The organism is Streptococcus sp. M334, from assembly GCF_000187745.1.
In the GTDB taxonomy this organism is placed as follows: Bacteria; Bacillota; Bacilli; order Lactobacillales; family Streptococcaceae; genus Streptococcus.
The window spans coordinates 523,240-542,107 of sequence record NZ_GL732486.1 but is presented as its reverse complement, the minus strand read 5'-3'; the positions used below and the strand labels follow the sequence as shown (position 1 = coordinate 542,107).

At 39.6% G+C, this 18,868-nt stretch carries 14 protein-coding genes, 1 tRNA gene and 1 riboswitch; of the genes, 10 read left to right on the top strand and 5 right to left on the bottom strand.

Annotated features, from left to right (window positions below; translation table 11 throughout):
* Window positions 1–6 precede the first annotated feature (6 nt).
* From HMPREF0851_RS07130 to HMPREF0851_RS15610, 3 genes are all read left to right on the top strand, one after another.
* Window positions 7–3,024 carry a pneumococcal-type histidine triad protein gene (locus HMPREF0851_RS07130; protein ID WP_000700253.1) on the top strand — a complete coding sequence of 1,006 codons (3,018 nt, stop codon included), beginning with the start codon at window positions 7–9 and terminating at the stop codon, window positions 3,022–3,024.
* A gap of 157 nt (window positions 3,025–3,181) precedes the next feature.
* Complete coding sequence (locus tag HMPREF0851_RS07125; protein WP_000700254.1) at window positions 3,182–5,674, top strand: pneumococcal-type histidine triad protein; 2,493 nt, start codon at window positions 3,182–3,184, stop codon at window positions 5,672–5,674.
* 212 nt (window positions 5,675–5,886) lie between these two features.
* Window positions 5,887–9,234: a pneumococcal-type histidine triad protein gene (locus tag HMPREF0851_RS15610; RefSeq protein WP_000777406.1), complete on the top strand. Its 3,348-nt coding sequence runs from the start codon at window positions 5,887–5,889 to the stop codon at window positions 9,232–9,234.
* 35 nt (window positions 9,235–9,269) lie between these two features.
* Here the strand turns inward: HMPREF0851_RS15610 and pepT are convergent, their stop codons facing one another.
* Entirely contained in the window at window positions 9,270–10,493 is a 1,224-nt protein-coding gene (gene pepT, locus HMPREF0851_RS07115; protein ID WP_000222018.1) for a peptidase T, read from the bottom strand.
* A gap of 153 nt (window positions 10,494–10,646) precedes the next feature.
* Between pepT and hemH the strand changes: the two genes are divergently transcribed.
* The gene (gene hemH / locus HMPREF0851_RS07110) at window positions 10,647–11,741 is read left to right on the top strand and encodes a ferrochelatase (protein ID WP_000709239.1); all 1,095 of its coding nucleotides are present in this window, start codon (window positions 10,647–10,649) and stop codon (window positions 11,739–11,741) included.
* 40 nt (window positions 11,742–11,781) lie between these two features.
* Here the strand turns inward: hemH and mscL are convergent, their stop codons facing one another.
* The gene (gene mscL, locus HMPREF0851_RS07105) at window positions 11,782–12,165 is read right to left on the bottom strand and encodes a large conductance mechanosensitive channel protein MscL (protein ID WP_000910202.1); all 384 of its coding nucleotides are present in this window, start codon (window positions 12,163–12,165) and stop codon (window positions 11,782–11,784) included.
* Window positions 12,166–12,247: 82 nt separating this feature from the next.
* Window positions 12,248–12,679 carry a GtrA family protein gene (locus tag HMPREF0851_RS07100; RefSeq protein ID WP_000409693.1) on the bottom strand — a complete coding sequence of 144 codons (432 nt, stop codon included), beginning with the start codon at window positions 12,677–12,679 and terminating at the stop codon, window positions 12,248–12,250.
* A gap of 28 nt (window positions 12,680–12,707) precedes the next feature.
* A riboswitch (PreQ1 riboswitch) is annotated at window positions 12,708–12,804 on the top strand.
* Between HMPREF0851_RS07100 and HMPREF0851_RS07095 the strand changes: the two genes are divergently transcribed.
* The 4 genes from HMPREF0851_RS07095 to dapA all read left to right on the top strand — a co-directional run bounded on the left by HMPREF0851_RS07095 (window position 12,802) and on the right by dapA (window position 15,939).
* Window positions 12,802–13,311, top strand: a complete 510-nt coding sequence (locus HMPREF0851_RS07095; protein ID WP_000737067.1) for a QueT transporter family protein — start codon at window positions 12,802–12,804, stop codon at window positions 13,309–13,311. Its footprint overlaps the riboswitch before it by 3 nt.
* Window positions 13,312–13,410: 99 nt before the next feature.
* Window positions 13,411–13,483: transfer RNA gene (locus HMPREF0851_RS07090), tRNA-Thr, on the top strand.
* Window positions 13,484–13,871: 388 nt separating this feature from the next.
* Window positions 13,872–14,948, top strand: a complete 1,077-nt coding sequence (locus HMPREF0851_RS07085; protein ID WP_000542460.1) for an aspartate-semialdehyde dehydrogenase — start codon at window positions 13,872–13,874, stop codon at window positions 14,946–14,948.
* Window positions 14,949–15,003: 55 nt separating this feature from the next.
* Window positions 15,004–15,939, top strand: a complete 936-nt coding sequence (gene dapA / locus HMPREF0851_RS07080; protein ID WP_000121606.1) for a 4-hydroxy-tetrahydrodipicolinate synthase — start codon at window positions 15,004–15,006, stop codon at window positions 15,937–15,939.
* Between the two features lie 45 nt (window positions 15,940–15,984).
* Here dapA and mnmE read toward each other — a convergent pair whose 3' ends face one another.
* Window positions 15,985–17,358 carry a tRNA uridine-5-carboxymethylaminomethyl(34) synthesis GTPase MnmE gene (gene mnmE / locus HMPREF0851_RS07075; protein ID WP_000632765.1) on the bottom strand — a complete coding sequence of 458 codons (1,374 nt, stop codon included), beginning with the start codon at window positions 17,356–17,358 and terminating at the stop codon, window positions 15,985–15,987.
* A gap of 135 nt (window positions 17,359–17,493) precedes the next feature.
* Window positions 17,494–17,676 (bottom strand): 4-oxalocrotonate tautomerase, encoded by a 183-nt coding sequence (locus tag HMPREF0851_RS07070; RefSeq protein ID WP_001117401.1) that lies wholly within the window; start codon window positions 17,674–17,676, stop codon window positions 17,494–17,496.
* A 123-nt stretch (window positions 17,677–17,799) separates the two neighbouring features.
* Between HMPREF0851_RS07070 and HMPREF0851_RS07065 the strand changes: the two genes are divergently transcribed.
* Window positions 17,800–18,399, top strand: a complete 600-nt coding sequence (locus HMPREF0851_RS07065; RefSeq protein WP_000068151.1) for a thymidine kinase — start codon at window positions 17,800–17,802, stop codon at window positions 18,397–18,399.
* Window positions 18,389–18,868, top strand: coding sequence for a GNAT family N-acetyltransferase (locus HMPREF0851_RS07060; RefSeq protein WP_000151347.1), 480 nt, complete (start codon window positions 18,389–18,391; stop codon window positions 18,866–18,868). Before HMPREF0851_RS07065 ends, HMPREF0851_RS07060 begins: the two co-directional genes overlap by 11 nt.

The window sequence follows — 18,868 nt, the reverse complement described above, 5'->3', positions numbered from 1 at the left end:
GAAAGAATGAAAATCAATAAAAAATATCTAGCAGGATCTGCAGCTGTACTTGTTTTAAGTGTCTGTGCTTATGAACTAGGTTTGCATCAAGCTCAAACTGTAAAAGAAAATAACCGTGTTTCATACATCGATGGTAACCAACCAAGCCAAAAGGCAGAGAATTTGACACCTGATGAAGTCAGTAAAAAAGAAGGTATAAATGCCGAGCAAATCGTTATCAAGATTACTGACCAGGGTTATGTGACCTCTCATGGAGATCATTATCATTACTATAATGGCAAGGTTCCTTATGATGCTATCATCAGTGAAGAACTTCTGATGAAAGATCCAAATTATCAGTTGAAGGATTCAGATATTATTAATGAAATCAAGGGTGGCTATGTGATTAAGATAGATGGTAAGTATTATGTCTATCTAAAGGATGCAGCACATGCTGATAACGTTCGCTCAAAAGAAGAAATCACTCGTCAGAAGCAGGAACACGGTAGTAATCACGGAGGTGGATCTAACGATAAAGCGGTAGTTGCTGCCAGAGCTCAAGGACGTTATACAACGGATGATGGGTATATCTTTAATGCATCTGATATCATTGAGGACACGGGTGATGCCTATATCGTTCCTCATGGTAATCACTTCCACTATATTCCTAAGAGTGACTTGTCTGCCAGTGAATTAGCTGCTGCCCAAGCCTTCTTATCTGGAAAAGGTGGCCAGTTGAGTACGGTTGAATATCGTTCAAGCAGAGCTGAAACAAGAGCTAGTGTGAGAACGAGTCAATCTGAGACACCTCAAAATCCTGCAACAGATTCTGAAAGCCCAAATGAGGATTTAGCTAGTCTCCTTCAAGAATTGTACGCTTTGCCACTTAGCCAACGTCATGTGGAGTCTGATGGATTAGTATTTGACCCAGCACAGATTACAAAACGTACTGCCAATGGTGTGGCAGTTCCTCACGGAGATCATTTCCATTTCATTCCTTATTCGCAAATGTCTGCTTTGGAAGAAAAATTGGCTCGAAATCTTCCAATTGGAGGTCAGCCAGTTCAAAGTCATTCTGACAGTACGAAACCAAGTAGTCCTGAGAAACCAAGTTCAACACCAAGCTCAACCATTAAACCAAACTTTAATCTCAATAAGCCGGCAACAAATCGAGGGACTGGAGGAGCCTATACAACTGATGATGGGTATGTCTTTAGTCCGACAGATGTGATTGAAGATACAGGAGACGCTTTTGTTGTACCGCATGGCAATCATTTCCACTACATACCTAAGAGTGATTTATCTGCAGGAGAACTGGCTGCCGCCCAAGCTTATTGGAATGGCAAACAAGGCGCACATTCCTCTACAAGTTCAAGTAAACCAAGTAGTGATAATGCTAAACCAGCTCAACCAAGTTTGACAGAGACTCCAAATCTGACTGTTACTCCAACTTATCATCAAAATCAAGGGGAAGACATTTCAACACTTTTAAGTGAATTGTATGCCAAACCTTTATCAGAACGACATGTAGAATCTGATGGACTCGTCTTTGATCCGGCACAAATCATCAAACGTACAGCTAACGGTGTAGCAGTTCCTCATGGAGATCATTATCACTTTATTCCTTATTCACAAATGTCACCGCTGGAAGAAAAATTGGCTCGTATGATAGCTGTTAAGGGACAAAATGGTAGTGTCTTGCCAAGTGTCACTCCTTTGAAGCCAGCCCCTACTACCAAACCTCAAGCGCCAGCGGAAAATAGACCGACTGAATTTGATGTCAACCAGGTTGTTAGAAAAGTTGGCGACGGTTATGTTTTCGAGGATAAGGGAGTCAGTCGTTATGTTCTTGCTAAAGATTTGGCCAAGGATAAGATTGATGCTATTGAAAATCTTTTGTCTAAGAAAACTCAAGAGACACACGCTCTAGTTGCGAAGAAAGAAAATGTACCACCTCGTGACCAAGAATTTTATGATAAAGCATATAATTTATTGGCCGAGGCTCATAAAGCCTTGTCTGAAAATAAGGGTCGTATTTCTGATTTCCAAGCTTTGGATAAATTAGCAGAACGCTTGAATGATGAATCGACTAATAAAGGAAAATTAGTAGATGATTTATTGGCATTCCTAGCACCAATTACCCATCCAGAACGTCTTGGTAAACCAAATTCTCAAATTGAATATACCGAAAACGAAGTCCGTATTGCACAATTAGCTGATAAGTATACAACGTCAGATGGTTACATTTTTGACGAACATGATATTATCAGTGATGAAGGAGATGCCTATGTAACGCCTCATATGGGTCATAGTCACTGGATTGGAAAAGACAGTCTTTCTGATAAGGAAAAAGCAGCTGCTCAAGCCTATACTAAAGAAAAAGGTATCCTACCTCCATCTCCAGACGCAGATGCTCAAGCAAATCCAACTGGAGATAGTGCGGCGGCCATTTACAATCGTGTGAAAGGTGAGAAACGAATTCCACTCGTTCGACTTCCATACATGGTAGAGCATACAGTTGAAGTTAAAAACGGGAATTTAATTATTCCTCATAAGGATCATTACCATAACATTAAATTTGCTTGGTTTGACGACCACTCATACAAAGCTCCAAACGGTTATACCTTGGAAGACTTATTTGCGACGATTAAGTACTATGTTGAACATCCTGATGAACGTCCACATTCTAATGATGGATGGGGTAATGCCAGCGAGCATGTCTTAGGTAAGAAAGACCACAGTGAAGATCCAAATAAGAACTTCAAAACGGAAGAAGAGCCAGTAGAGGAAACACCTGCTGAGCCAGAAGTTCCTCAAGTAGAGACTGAAAAAGTAGAAGCCAAGCTCAAAGAAGCAGAAGCTTTACTTACTAAAGTGACTGATGCGAGTTTGAAAGCCAATGCAACTGAAACCCTAGCTGGTTTACGAAATAACTTAAGTTTCCAAACCATGGATAATAATGGTATCATGACAGAAGCAGAAAAATTACTTGCGTTGTTAAAAGGTAGTAATCCTTCATCTGTAAGTAAGGAAAAAATAAACTAATGAAAAATGAAAGTCTCGATAAAGAGGCTTTTATTTTTATTATGTGGATATGTAAAATTCTTGACAAGCAATACTAAAAAGAGTAAACTATTAACTAGTTAATTAACTAGTTCACCATCTTGTGGTGAATCATATAGATTTAAGAAAAGAGAAAAGAATGAAAATCAATAAAAAATATCTAGCTGGGTCAGCAGTTGCACTTGTTTTAAGTGTCTGTGCTTATGAACTAGGTTTGCATCAAGCTCAAATTGTAAAAGAAAATAACCGTGTTTCATACATCGATGGCAACCAACCAAGCCAAAAGGCAGAGAACTTGACACCAGATGAAGTTAGTAAGAGAGAGGGAATCAACGCCGAACAAATCGTCATCAAGATTACGGATCAAGGTTATGTGACGTCTCATGGAGACCATTATCATTACTATAATGGCAAGGTTCCTTATGATGCAATCATCAGTGAAGAGCTCCTCATGAAAGATCCGAATTATCAGTTGAAGGATTCAGACATTGTCAATGAAATCAGGGGTGGTTATGTGATTAAGGTAGACGGGAAATACTATGTTTACCTCAAGGATGCTGCCCACGCGGATAATATTCGTACAAAAGAAGAGATTAAGCGTCAGAAGCAGGAACACAGTCATAATCATGGAGGCGGTTCTAACGATCAGGCGGTAGTTGCTGCCAGAGCTCAAGGTCGTTATACAACGGATGATGGTTATATCTTTAATGCATCTGATATCATCGAGGACACGGGTGATGCCTATATCGTACCGCATGGAAATCATTTCCACTATATACCTAAGAGTGATTTGTCTGCAGGGGAATTGGCTGCCGCCCAAGCCTTCTTATCTGGAAAAGGTGGTCAATTAAGTACTGTTGAATACCGTTCAAGCAGGGGAGAAACAAGATCTAGTGTGAGAACGAGTCAATCTGAGGCTCCTCAAGATTCTGCAACAAATTCTGAGAGTCAAAGTGAGGATTTAGCTAGTCTCCTTCAAGAATTGTACGCTTTGCCACTTAGCCAACGACATGTAGAATCTGATGGATTAGTATTTGACCCAGCACAGATTACAAAACGTACTGCCAATGGTGTGGCAGTTCCTCACGGAGACCATTATCACTTTATTCCTTATTCACAAATGTCACCGCTGGAAGAAAAATTGGCTCGTATGATAGCTGTTAAGGGACAAAATGGTAGTGTCTTGCCATGTGTCACTCCTTTGAAGCCAGCCCCTACTACCAAACCGCTAGCACCAGTGGAAAATAAACCGACTGAATTTGATGTCAACCAGGTTGTTAGAAAAGTTGGCGACGGTTATGTTTTCGAGGATAAGGGAGTCAGTCGTTATGTTCTTGCTAAAGATTTGGCCAAGGATAAGATTGATGCTATTGAAAATTTCTTGTCTAAGAAAACTCAAGAAACACATAATCTAGTTGCGAAGAAAGAAAATGTACCACCTCGTGACCAAGAATTTTATGATAAAGCATATAATTTATTGGCCGAGGCTCATAAAGCCTTGTCTGAAAATAAGGGTCGTACTTCTGATTTCCAAGCCTTAGACAAATTAGCAGAACGCTTGAATGATGAATCTTCTAATAAAGGAAAATTAGTAGATGATTTATTAGCATTCCTAGCACCAATTACCCACCCAGAGCGACTTGGCAAACCAAATTCTCAGATTGCTTATACGGACGATGAAATTAAATTAGCGAAATTAGCAGGTAAGTATACAACAGAAGATGGCTATATCTTTAATCCTAGTGATATAACTAGCGATGAAGGCGATGCCTATGTAGCTCCACATATGACTCATAGTCATTGGATTAAGAAAGAAAGCTTGTCTGAAGCTGAAAGAGCAGCAGCTCAGGCTTATGCTAAAGAGAAAGGTTTGACGCCTCCTTCAACAGATAATCAGGGGTCAGGAAATACTGAAGTTAAAGGAGTAGAAGCAATCTATAATAAAGTGAAGGCAGCTAAGAAGGTTCCACTTGATCACATGCCTTACAATCTCCAACATACTGTTGAAGTCAAAAACGGAAGCTTGATTATTCCCCATTATGATCATTACCATAACATTAAATTTGGTTGGTTTGACGAAGGACTCTACGAGGCACCTAAGGGTTATAGCCTTGAGGATCTCTTTGCAACTGTAAAATATTATGTAGAACATCCAGACGAACGTCCTCACTCAGATAATGGTTGGGGAAATGCCAGCGACCATGTTCGTAAAAATAAGCCAGAAGACAGTAAACCTGATGAAGATAAGAAACATGATGAAGTAAGTGAGCCAACTCGCCCTGAATCTGATGAAAAAGAGAATCACGCAGGTTTAAATCCTTCAGCAGATAATCTTTATAAACCGAGCACTGATACGGAAGAGACAGAGGAAGAAGCTGAAGATACTACAGATGAGGCTAAAGTTCCTCAAGTAGAGACTGAAAAAGTAGAAGCCAAACTCAAAGAAGTAGAAGCTCTACTTGATACAGTAACCGATGCTAGTTTGAAAAACAATGTGACAGAGAGCCTAGCTGGTTTACGAAATAATTTGAGTCTTCAAACCATGGATAATAATGGTATCATGGCAGAAGCAGAAAAATTGCTTGCTTTGTTAAAAGGTAGTGAGTCAGTTACGACGAAACCAGAAGCATAAATTTTATCTCGTTAAATGAAAATGATGTAAGAGTCAGTAGCAATACTGGCTTTTATTTTTTAAAATGTAATAAAAATCTTGACAGATAAACTTAAAAAGGTAAACTATTTACTGGTTAATTAATTGGTTAAATAACCAGTTTATGAAAAAACTGGTTAACCGAGAAAAAGAAGTTAAGAAAAAGCTTCATCATTTATTGAAATGAGGGATTTATGAAATTAAGTAAAAAATATATAGCAGCTGGATCAGCTGTTATCGTATCTTTGAGTCTATGTGCTTATGCATTAAATCAGCATCGCTCGCAGGAAAATAAGGACAATAATCGGGTCTCTTATGTGGATGGTAGTCAGTCAAGTCAGAAAACTGAAAACTTGACACCAGATCAGGTTAGCCAGAAAGAAGGAATTCAGGCTGAGCAAATTGTCATCAAAATTACAGATCAGGGCTATGTGACATCACACGGTGACCACTATCATTACTATAACGGAAAAGTTCCTTATGATGCCCTCTTTAGTGAAGAGCTTCTGATGAAGGATCCAAACTATCAACTTAAGGATGGAGATATTGTCAATGAGGTCAAGGGTGGCTATATCATCAAGGTCGATGGAAAATATTATGTCTACCTGAAAGATGTAGCTCATGCTGATAATGTTCGAACAAAAGATGAAATCAATCGCCAAAAACAAGAACACGTCAAAGATAATGAGAAGGTCAGCTCAGATGTTGCTGTAGCAAGGTCTCAGGGACGCTATACGACAGATGATGGTTATGTCTTTAATCCAGCTGATATTATCGAAGATACGGGTGATGCTTATATCGTTCCTCACGGAGGACACTATCACTACATTCCAAAAAGTGATTTGTCTGCTAGTGAATTGGCTGCAGCTCAAGCCTATCTCTCTGGAACTAGAAAACAACCGAGTGTGACTGACTATCGTCCAAGTACAAATGGGACTGGTCAAACTACCAAGCCTATTCAACAGACTGAAATACCAAGTAATAAAGCCGAGAGTCTTCAAAGTCTATTACAGCAGCTCTATGCTCTTCCAAGTACTCAACGATATGCTGAATCAGATGGTTTGACTTTTGACCCTGCTAAGATTTCAAGCAGAACACCAAGTGGTGTAGCGATTCCTCATGGAAATCACTATCATTTCATCCCCTATACAAAGCTTTCTGCATTAGAAGAAAAGATTGCCAGAATGATTCCTCTAGATAGTGACAGTGTGAAACCAACACCATTGGAGAATCCAAGCAAACCAGCAGAAAAACCTACTCAGCAAAACCATCATCATGAGCAAGACGGTGAGCATGGAAGTCAGAATCCTAAGCATGAAGAGCATGGACATGACCACCATCATGATGAAGACCATGATCACGGTTTTGATGCCGATCGTGTCATTAGTGAGGATGATCAAGGTTTTGTCATCTCACACGGTGATCATAACCATTACTTCTTTAAGAAGGATTTGACAGCTGAACAAATTAAGGCAGCGCAAGACCACTTGAAAGGTGCAAATACAGCAACACCAAATCCAGCTCATGATGACGATCACGATGAAGATCATCATGGACACCATCATGATGAAGACCATGATCATGGATTTGATGCCAATCGTGTCCTCAGTGAAGATGAGCAAGGCTTTGTCATGAGTCATGGTGACCACAATCATTACTTCTTCAAGAAAGATTTGACAGCAGAGCAAATTAAGGCAGCTCAGGATCATTTGAAAGCACATCATGATGCAGAGCCTGTAAAACCTCTTGCTAAAACGGTAGAGTCTTTCTCAAGAGATGCTAGCGATGAAGAAAAGATTGCTTATATTTCTAAAACTTATGGAGTTCCACTTGAAGCTATTAGAATTTCAAACGGATTCTTTGTCTTTGGAAATCCAGACCAAGCCTACGATCCAACTCATATCCATCCCTATGCTGTTCGTAAGGAACACGTTCGGATTCCTCTTCAAACTGGCAATCCAGAACTTGATTTCCTAAATGAACTCTATACCACTGCTTTGCGAGATGGTGTGTCTCCATATAGCTTGCAGGTAGAAAATGGTAGTTTTGTGATTCCTCATGGCGACCACAATCACTACATCAAGGTTCAAACGAAGGGCTATGAAGTGGCTTTAAAAAACAAGATTCCAGCCCTGCAATCTAGCTATCAACCTGGAGCTTTTGACGAGAAGGCAGTCTTGGCAAAAGTAGATCAGCTTCTAGCTGATAGCAGAAGTATCTACAAAGACAAGCCTATCGAACAAAGACAGATTGAGTTAGCTTTAGGTCAGTTTACTGAAAACATGAAGAAACTGGCAACTAACTCTACAGCAGGTTATCTTGCAACACTGGATCTCTTTGATAAGCAATATATCCATATTGATGAAAGTGTTAAGCCTGTTAAAACAAGCGCTCTAGATAAGAAATATCAAGCCTTGATTGATAAAATCAATACACTAGATACAGATTCTTATGGACTTCCTAAGAAAGACCTTCTCGTTCGACTCCAAGAAGCTAAGTTGGCAAAAGATGAGGCTGCTTTAGCAGCGGTTGAATCACAACTTCAAGCCTTGCAAGATTTTAATGATCGAACAGGTGTTACAACAGTGGAATACATCAAGTATTTCTACGAACACGTCAATGACGGGCGTTTGAGTGATGCACTTCGAAACAAGGTCGCTCAGCTTACTTGGACATTGTATCAATCTCAATCCTTCCTTAAGGCAGCAGAATTGAACAAATTATTCCCAAGCATCTATCAAGCAAAACAAGAAGTGGAAGAAGCTTTGAAAGCTCAACCAACTACTGCTAAATCGACTCAGACAGTTCTAGATACTGAAAAAGTAGATAACCAAACTGCCAAGACAGCTATTTATGGCTTCTTGAAAGAATTGTACGGAGACTTTATGCCAGAAGAACATGTCAATCATGTTAGCAAGGAACAAGTTGAAAGTCTTTTGAGCAAGGCAACTCAACTCTTGGAACAAATTCAAGAAGAAGGAATCAGACAATCCTTGGCAGAAGAAGTAGAAAATCTCAAAGCTGCTACAAACAAGGCTGATGCAGACTTTGATGAAGTAAATAGTCAGGTGAAAGACGTCTTGACTCGTATTGCCAGCGCCCTTCAACAAGAGAAGGAAAATGCTGAACAAGACCCTCAGACGCTTGTACTCTATCAAAAACTCTACGATATTCTTATGTCGCTTCATGCTTATTTAGAAAACAATAAGGGTTCTGATGCGGACTTTGATAAGGTAGATGCTCTACTAGACCAACTTTCTGCTAAGAGTAAAGATAAGGCTGCTTTACTTGAATTGACAAAAGCTATTCTAGTATTGAATAAAGAAATCAAGTCAAAATCAAGCGTAACTCCAGCAACAAATGCTGAGAAGACCAGTACCGAAACGGAAACATCAGTAGCTGCGGAATCAAACAATGAAACTGCAAGCGACGAAAACAAACCAAGCAACACAGGAGATTCTAAACCTGCTGAATCAACTTCAGAAAAGGAAAAAACAGAATCTACAACAAGTACTGGAAATCAAGAAACACCAGTGGTATAAAAAGAAAGGCGAAGTAGCTGAGCTACCTCGTCTTTTTAGTCTTTATAAGCTACGATACCAATGATGGTATCAACTGCACATTCCATAGTCTGAAGGCTGACGTATTCAAAACGTCCGTGCATATTCTCGCCACCCGCAAAGATATTGGGAGTTGGGATTCCCATAAAGGAAATCTTAGAGCCATCTGTTCCACCACGGATTGGTTCGATAATAGGAGTGATACCTAAATCTTCCATCACGGCTTTGGCAATGGTAATTGGAGTCATATCTTTTTCAATGACTTCTTTCATATTGTAGTACTGGTCTGTCAAGTTTAGGGTGATACGGTCGCTACCAAGTTCTTGATTCATCTTATCAGCGATAGACTGCATAGCTGCTTTACGCGCTTCAAAGGCATCTTTTTCAAAATCACGAATGATATAGCTTGCACGTGCCTCCTCGACACTACCTGTCACATCCATTAGATGGTAGAAACCTTGGTAACCTTCAGTTAACTCAGGTCGGTCATTTTCTGGAAGTTGATTATGAAAATCAATTGCTAGCTGAAGGGCGTTAACCATCTGTCCCTTTGCAGTACCAGGGTGGACATTGCGTCCTTGGAAATGCAATTCAGCACCCGCTGCTGAGAAGGTCTCGTACTGAAGTTCACCTAGTGGACCACCATCAACAGTGTAGGCAAAATCCACATCAAAATCTTCTGCATCAAATTTATTAGCACCAACACCGATTTCCTCATCTGGACCAAAACCAACACGAATCTCGCAGTGTTTGATTTCAGGATGAGTAGTCAGATATTCAATAGCTGTCATAATTTCAGCAATACCTGACTTGTCATCAGCTCCTAGTAAGGTTGTTCCATCTGTTGTGATTAGTGTTTGTCCTGGATATTTTTCAAGACTCTTAAAGTCAGCTGGATTGAGTTTGAAACCAGAATTCCCTAGTTCAATCACACCTCCATCGTAGTTTTCAATTACCTGAGGCTTGACCCCTTCGGCATTAAAGTCTGCAGTATCCATGTGAGATATAAAACCAATCTTACGTGTTAAAGACGGATCGTTGGCTGGCAAGGTACCAATTGCAAAACCATTTGGTAGATAGTAGACGTTTTGCAGTCCAACACGTTTCATTTCAGGAATTAGAACATTGGTTGCGAAGTCAACCTGACTCTGCGTACTTGGAGTAGTACTAGAGTGTTCATCAGAGCGCGTGTTGACCTTAACGTAGGTTAAGAAGCGGTCCAAGAGATTGGGGTAAGTCATAAAAAACTCCTTTTGAATTCATTTTTTCCATTGTATCATAGAAAGAAGAGAAAAACAAAAGACAGAAGTTAGGGAAATTCTTTGTGTTAGCGTTTACTTATCAATAAATTAATGATAAAATATACTTGATAAGAATATCACAAGGAAGCAGTTATGAAAAAAGCAATTTTAATGATGACTTTCGGTTCGCCAGAAGAGATTACCTTTGAAGGTGTGGCTGATTTTTTCACAAATATTCGTCGTGGGGTGAGACCTCAAGACCACGAGATTCAAACTCTCTACGATAATTATGTACGAATTGGGGGCACGCCTCTGCAAAAAATTACTCGAGAAGAAGTTGCCTTGGTAGAAGCTAGACTGGGGAATGAGTATAGTGTCTATTTTGCCAATAAGTTTTCAAGACCCTTTATTCCAGATGTGATTAGTCAGATGGAAGCAGACGGAGTTGAGCAGTGTATTTGCTTGATTTTGGAGCCCCATTATTCTTTCTACTCTGTCATGGGATACGAGAAATTTTTAGAAAGCAAGCAAATTCAATTTTTAGTTATTAAGGATTGGTATCAAGAAGAAGCGCTCTTAAACTATTGGGCAGATGAAATTGCTAAGATTTTAAAAGAAGAAGTGAAGCAAGATAGCTTTAAAGTTATCTTTTCAGCCCATAGTGTACCCATTTTTGCCTTGGATTTTGGTGACCCTTATATCGACCAAATTTTTGAAAATAGCAAGTTAGTTGCTGAAAAACTAGGTTTGAGTTCCGAGCAATACACCAACACCTGGCAAAGTGAGAGTGATATAGGTATTCCATGGATTAAGCCAGATGTCTTGGAGTATCTTAGAGAACAGACAGAACATCCAGACCATTATATTTTTGTTCCTATCAGTTTCATCAGTGAACATATTGAAGTCTTGTTTGACAACGATGTGGAATGTTTTGACTTGTGTCAAGAATTTGGGGTGAACTACCATCGTCCACCAATGCCAAATACAGATTCTCGTTTGATTGATGCCTTGGTTAATACAGTCAGAGCTAATGAACATCAAGAATTTAAGGAATTTCTCCCAGAAGAAGAAACCTTTGATGAATTAGTTCCTTCAGATGAGACTAAAAATATCTTGGCCGAATCTCAAGATTTACAAATGCCAGAATTTGTGAAAAAACTGATTGAGAAAAAAGGTCGGGAAAATGTTAAGATGCCTTATCTTATCAAGAAAATGCTTGAGAAAGCAGGTAAGTTACCAAAAGAGTAAAGAAAAAGGATTTAGCTTTGCGCTAGATCCTTTTAATCGATTATTTTTTCTCGAGAAGAGCTTTGATTTCTTGAAGTACTTCCAATTCAGTTGGTGCACCTGGTGCTTCCTCTTCAACAACTTCTTCTTTTTTAGTAAGGCTTTGAGCTTTTTCCATAGCTTTAATAACGAAGAAGAGAACAGTACCTACAACAAGGAAGTTGATAATAGCACTTAAGAATTTACCATATGTAACACCATTCCATGCAAGCTCAGCGATGTTTTGTACTTTTGCAGCTTTCAAAGCAGGGTTCAATAGAAGTGGAGTGATGATATCGTTAACGAATGAAGTTACGATAGCACCAAAAGCAGAGGCAATGATCACACCGACAGCAAGGTCAACAACATTACCACGAAGCAAAAATGCTTTAAGATCTTTTAACATTTTCATTTTCCCTTTCAAAAAATTTTTACTCTTAATTATATATTAATTAAGAAGAGCTTGCAAGATATATGCTCAAAATTTTTTATTTTTTAAAAACATATAGCTTACTTAGAATATAATTAAGAATAATTATTGATATTTGTGCAAGAACTGTTTCGATTGCATTGATTTTGTCAAGACTTTCATTTACGAATTGTCCTATGATGTGAGGAAACTGAGTCACAAACAGAAAAGTAAGGAGCAAATCTAACAGAAAAGTAGAAAGGCGGGCAAGAGAAAATTTTACTAAACGGATAAGTCGATTCTTCCTTGCTTGTTTAAACACAATCGTATCATTTGTGATAAAGGCAAAGAGGATACCGATACTATTTGCTAGTCCAGTGGCGAGGAGTTCTTTATGAGTTAGCTGATAAATGACTAGTCGTGAGAGAATAGAAACTAGAGTTGTCGCAAAGCCAAAGAAGAGATAGGCAAAAATCTCATTGTTAAAAATTTTTTGAATACATTTTTCCATGTATTAAGTATAGCATAAAGTAAGTTATTGTGCTATACTAGTAAGGTTGATTGAATCAACCCTTGGTGCTTAGCTTCTTTCACCAAGCATATTACACGTGGGTACCCGCCAAAGGAGAAAAGATGAAAAAATTAACTATTCGTGATGTAGCAGATATTGCAATCGTCGCTGCTATCTACGTCGTTTTGACTGTCACACCGCCCCTAAATGCCATTAGCTATGGTGCTTATCAGTTCCGTATTTCAGAAATGATGAACTTTATGGCTTTTTACAATCCTAAGTACATCATCGGAGTTACCATCGGTTGTATGATTGCTAATTTCTTTAGCTTTGGACTGCTTGATGTCTTTGTTGGTGGTGGATCAACCTTGGTATTTCTCAGTCTAGGTGTTTGGCTTTTTGCAAAATACAGAAAGGATTACCTCTTTAACGGATTGATTCGAAAAGATCATTTCTTCTTTTCAATCCTCTTTTCAATTTCCATGTTTACTATCGCTGCAGAGTTGAATATCGTAGCGCAATTACCATTCTTCCTTACTTGGTTCACAACAGGAATCGGTGAATTTGCCTCATTAATTATTGGAGCGATTATCATTGGTAAAATTGGTCGTCGAATCGATTTAAGCAAATAGAAGAAGATAAGCTAGGTAGTTCTTACCTGGCTTTTTCTTATGGAAAATGTCTAAGGAAACTTGACAAGTTTTTCTAACTGTAGTATACTTTTTAGGTAAGCTGATTTAGCTCAGTTGGCAGAGCGCATCCATGGTAAGGATGAGGTCGCCGGTTCAATCCCGGCAATTAGCATGAAATAAACAGAAAAGCCCTTGATTTACAAGGGTTTTTGTTATGTTTGCCCCAAATTTTTCAAAGATGTTTCTTATGCACCTGTGTAAATAAAATTAAAGAGTTTTGTCTGTTGACAAAAGTCATTCTCTTTAGTAGAATAGAAGATGCGATGAGTCGATAGGTAGTCTTTGGACTACTATTGAGCATAAGGAGGTCATAACGCAGGAGCGGACCTTGATGAGTTGTGTGAACCTGCTCATCACATGAAGATGCCTCTTAGTCCCTAGTCTAGCGACTGGGGATTTTTATTTTCCAAAAAATGATGAAAAAGCTTTGCAATTCATGGAAAAAGTAGTATAATACATCTATTATAGAAATTTTTAGAAAATTCCGAAAGAGGTTATTTATGGGATATACAGTTGCTGTAGTCGGCGCGACAGGTGCTGTCGGTGCTCAGATGATAAAAATGTTGGAAGAATCAACACTTCCAATCGATAAAATCCGTTTACTTGCTTCTGCACGTTCAGCAGGCAAGACTTTGAAATTTAAAGATCAAGATATTACGATTGAAGAAACGACTGAAACAGCTTTTGAAGGAGTTGACATTGCTCTCTTTTCAGCAGGAGGTTCTACATCAGCTAAGTATGCACCATACGCAGTTAAAGCTGGAGCGGTAGTAGTTGATAATACATCTTATTTCCGTCAAAATCCAGATGTACCATTGGTTGTTCCAGAGGTCAATGCTCATGCACTTGATGCCCACAACGGAATCATTGCTTGCCCTAACTGTTCAACAATCCAAATGATGGTGGCGCTTGAGCCAGTTCATCAAAAATGGGGCTTGGACCGTATCATCGTTTCAACTTACCAAGCCGTTTCAGGTGCTGGTATGGGAGCGATTCTTGAAACACAACGTGAACTCCGTGAAGTCTTGAATGATGGTGTGAATCCACGTGATTTACATGCAGAAATCTTACCTTCAGGCGGTGACAAGAAACACTATCCTATCGCCTTTAACGCTCTTCCACAAATCGATGTCTTCACTGACAATGATTACACTTACGAAGAGATGAAGATGACTAAGGAAACTAAGAAAATCATGGAAGATGATAGCATAGCCGTTTCAGCAACATGTGTGCGTATTCCAGTCTTGTCAGCTCACTCTGAGTCTGTTTACATCGAAACCAAAGAAGTGGCTCCAATCGAAGAAGTCAAAGCAGCTATCGCAGCCTTCCCAGGTGCTGTTCTTGAAGATGATGTAGCTCATCAAATCTATCCGCAAGCCATCAATGCAGTAGGTTCACGTGATACCTTTGTTGGTCGTATCCGTAAAGACTTGGATGCAGAAAAGGGAATTCACATGTGGGTTGTTTCAGATAACCTTCTTAAAGGTGCTGCTTGGAACTCAGTTCAGATTGCAGAAACTCTTCATGAACGCGGATTGGTTCGTCCAACTGCCGAATTGAAATTTGAATTAAAATAGTTATATCGTTTAGGAGTTCAGATGAACTCCTTCTTTGAAATAGAGAGGTGTTTTCATGTCTTATCAAGATTTAAAAGAGTGTAAAATCATCACAGCCTTCATTACTCCTTTCCACGAGGATGGTTCTATCAACTTTGATGCCATTCCAGCCTTGATTGAGCATTTATTGGCCCATCACACAGATGGCATTCTCCTAGCTGGAACGACTGCTGAGAGTCCAACCTTGACCCACGATGAGGAATTGGAGCTATTTGCGGCTGTACAAAAGATTGTCAATGGACGCGTTCCTTTGATTGCGGGTGTAGGTACCAATGATACGCGTGACTCAATCGAATTTGTCAAAGAAGTAGCAGAATTTGGTGGTTTTGCAGCTGGGCTTGCTATCGTACCTTATTACAACAAACCTTCTCAAGAAGGAATGTACCAGCACTTTAAAGCTATTGCGGATGCTTCTGACTTACCAATTATCATCTATAACATTCCAGGTCGTGTGGTTGTCGAATTAACTCCAGAAACCATGCTTCGTTTGGCTGACCATCCAAATATCATCGGTGTCAAAGAATGTACTAGCTTGGCTAACATGGCTTATTTGATTGAACACAAGCCAGAGGAGTTCTTGATTTATACAGGTGAGGATGGAGATGCTTTCCATGCCATGAACCTTGGTGCGGATGGGGTTATCTCTGTTGCATCTCATACAAATGGGGATGAAATGCACGAGATGTTTACTGCTATTGCAGAAAGCGATATGAAGAAAGCAGCGGCTATTCAGCGTAAATTCATTCCTAAAGTCAATGCCCTCTTCTCTTATCCGAGCCCTGCTCCTGTTAAGGCGGTTCTTAACTATATGGGATTTGAAGCTGGTCCAACTCGTCTACCTCTAGTTCCGGCACCAGAAGAAGATGCCAAACGCATTATCAAGGTTGTTGTAGATGGCGACTACGAAGCGACTAAGGCAACTGTAACAGGTGTTTTAAGACCAGATTACTAATAAGACAATAAAATCCATGACCGCAAAAAGGATCATGGATTTTTCTTATTTTCCTAAACAGAATTGGCTAAAGAGTTGGGTAATGAGTTCATCTGGAGCAGCATCCCCAGTGATTTCTCCGAGGATTTCCCAAGTACGAGTCAAGTCAACTTGAAGCAAATCAACTGGCATACCTAGTTCAAGACCTTCATTAACAGCTTGTAGGCTTTCTACTGCCTTTTCAATTAGAGAAATGTGACGGGCATTTGACAAGTAAGTAGCATCTTGTTCAACCAAACCAGCATTTTCAAAGAAGAGGTTGTTAATTCTCTCTTCAATCTTATCAATGTTTTGATTTTTAAGGACTGAAATACGGATGACATCTTCTGGAAGTTCCTCGGTTTCGATGGCCTCAGGCAGGTCTGTTTTATTAAGTAGAATAATGCGGTTAGTCTCTTGACTAATTTCAAGCAGTTGTCTGTCTTGAGCAGTCAGTGGTTCGCTGGCATTTAGCACTAGTAGAACTAAGTCGGCTTCCTTAAGGGCTTTTTTCGAACGCTCAACTCCAATTTGTTCGACGATGTCATCTGTTTCACGAATGCCAGCTGTGTCAATCAGTTTGAGAGGGACACCGTTGATGTTGACGTATTCTTCAATGACATCACGTGTCGTACCAGCAATATCGGTTACGATTGCCTTGTCCTCACGCAAGAGGTTGTTGAGAAGGCTGGATTTCCCAACGTTGGGACGTCCGATGATAGCCGTTGAAATTCCTTCACGAAGGATTTTACCGCGACGGGCTGTTCTAAGAAGATTGGTTAGCAATTGCTCAAACTCCATAGTCTTCTCACGGACAACGGCAGTAGTAGCTTCCTCAACATCATCGTATTCAGGATAGTCGATATTGACTTCAACTTGGGCAAGTGTATTGAGGATTTCTTGACGGGTATTATTGATAAGATCAGAAAGGGAGCCGTCCAGTTGTTTGACCGCAATGTTCATGGCCTTGTCTGTCTTGGCGCGGATGATGTCCATAACGGCTTCAGCCTGAGTCAAGTCAACACGTCCATTTAGGAAGGCACGTTTAGTAAATTCACCAGGTTCAGCCAATCGAGCTCCTTCACGGATAGCTAGCTGGAGAATCTCATTGGTCACCGCAATCCCACCGTGAGTGTTAATCTCGATAATATCCTCACGAGTGAAGGTCTTTGGAGACTTCATAGCCCCAACCATAACCTCGTCCATGACTTTTCCTGTCTGAGGATCAACAATGTGACCGTAGTTGAGAGTGTGGCTAGCAACCTTGCTCAAGTCTTTTCCTTTGAAAATCTTTTGCGCAATAGCAAAACTTTCTGTTCCGCTCAGGCGGACAATACCAATAGCCCCTTCACCTAGTGGAGTAGAGATAGCAGCGATGGTATCAAATTCACGTGTAATCATAATGTTTCCTTTAATAAATTGCTCTTTTCTTGGAATATTCCAAGTCTCTTCTCAAATTGTAACAAATTTGGACTATTTCTTCAATGGCTGCTACTTGGATATTGAAAAAGCCTAAGCAATTCTGCTTAAGCTAGCTTATTTGGTGCGCATTTCACCTTGAGGGAAGTAAGTTCCTTCTGGCATGTCGTTGATGATGACATGAACGGCTGATTGAGGGGCTCCTGTGTTGCGAACAACAGCTTCTGTTACTTCCTTAGCAAGAGCTTTCTTTTGCTCGAGCGTGCGTCCTTCAAATAAATCGATGCGTACAAATGGCATAATAGCTTCCTCCACTAGTTTTTGATTTCTTCTATTTTACCACATTTTGCCGTTTAAAGCTTAAGAAAATTATGATATACTAGAATGTAGCAAAAATTTAGAAATGGACGTGAAGCAAGAAACATGGCACAGTTGTATTATCGTTATGGGACCATGAACTCTGGTAAGACTATTGAGATTCTCAAGGTGGCCTATAACTATGAGGAGCAAGGAAAAGGTGTTGTGATTATGACCTCGGCTCTGGATACGCGTGACGGTGTTGGCTATGTGTCGAGTCGAATCGGTATGAAACGCCCTGCTCTTGCGATTGAGGAAACGACGGATATCTTTGGCTATGTCCGAGACTTACCTGAAAAACCATACTGTGTGTTGGTCGATGAAGCCCAGTTTCTCAAGCGTCACCATGTTTACGACCTCGCTCGTGTTGTCGATGAGCTAGACATACCTGTCATGGCTTTTGGTTTGAAAAATGATTTTCGAAATGAGTTGTTCGAAGGTTCCAAGTATCTCCTGCTTTTAGCAGATAAAATCGATGAGATCAAGACCATCTGTCAGTATTGCAAGAAAAAGGCGACCATGGTATTACGAACTCAGGATGGACTGCCCGTTTATGATGGTGAGCAGATTCAAATCGGTGGAAATGAAACCTATATCTCGGTTTGTCGTAAACATTATTTTGCGCCAATGATAACCTCTAACAAGGAGCAAAACTATGACAATTGAACTAAGAGGTGTTACAATGGAAAATTATTTTGATGTTTTGAATTTGGATGTCAAGGAATATCAAAAACAATTCATTGCAACCAACGCAATTAGTTTAGCTGAAGCATACGTCTACACTAAAAATGGAGATTTTGTAGCTCCATTGGCAGTTTATGATAATGATGCAATTATAGGTTTTGTGATGATAGCTTATGATAAAAAGAACGGAATTAGTAGTGGAAATTATTTACTATTTCGTTTTATGATTGATAAGAATTTTCAAAATCAAGGGTATTTTAAACCAATTATGGATAAAGTACTAGACTATGTTCGAACAGAGCCTGCAGGTTTAGCCAATAAACTTTGGTTGTCTTATGAACCAGAAAATGAACATGCGAGATCATGTTACCTCAGTTATGGATTTAAAGAAACTGGGGAAATATCCGAGAACGAAGTAGTAGCAATCTATGATTTAACAATTGAGAAATAA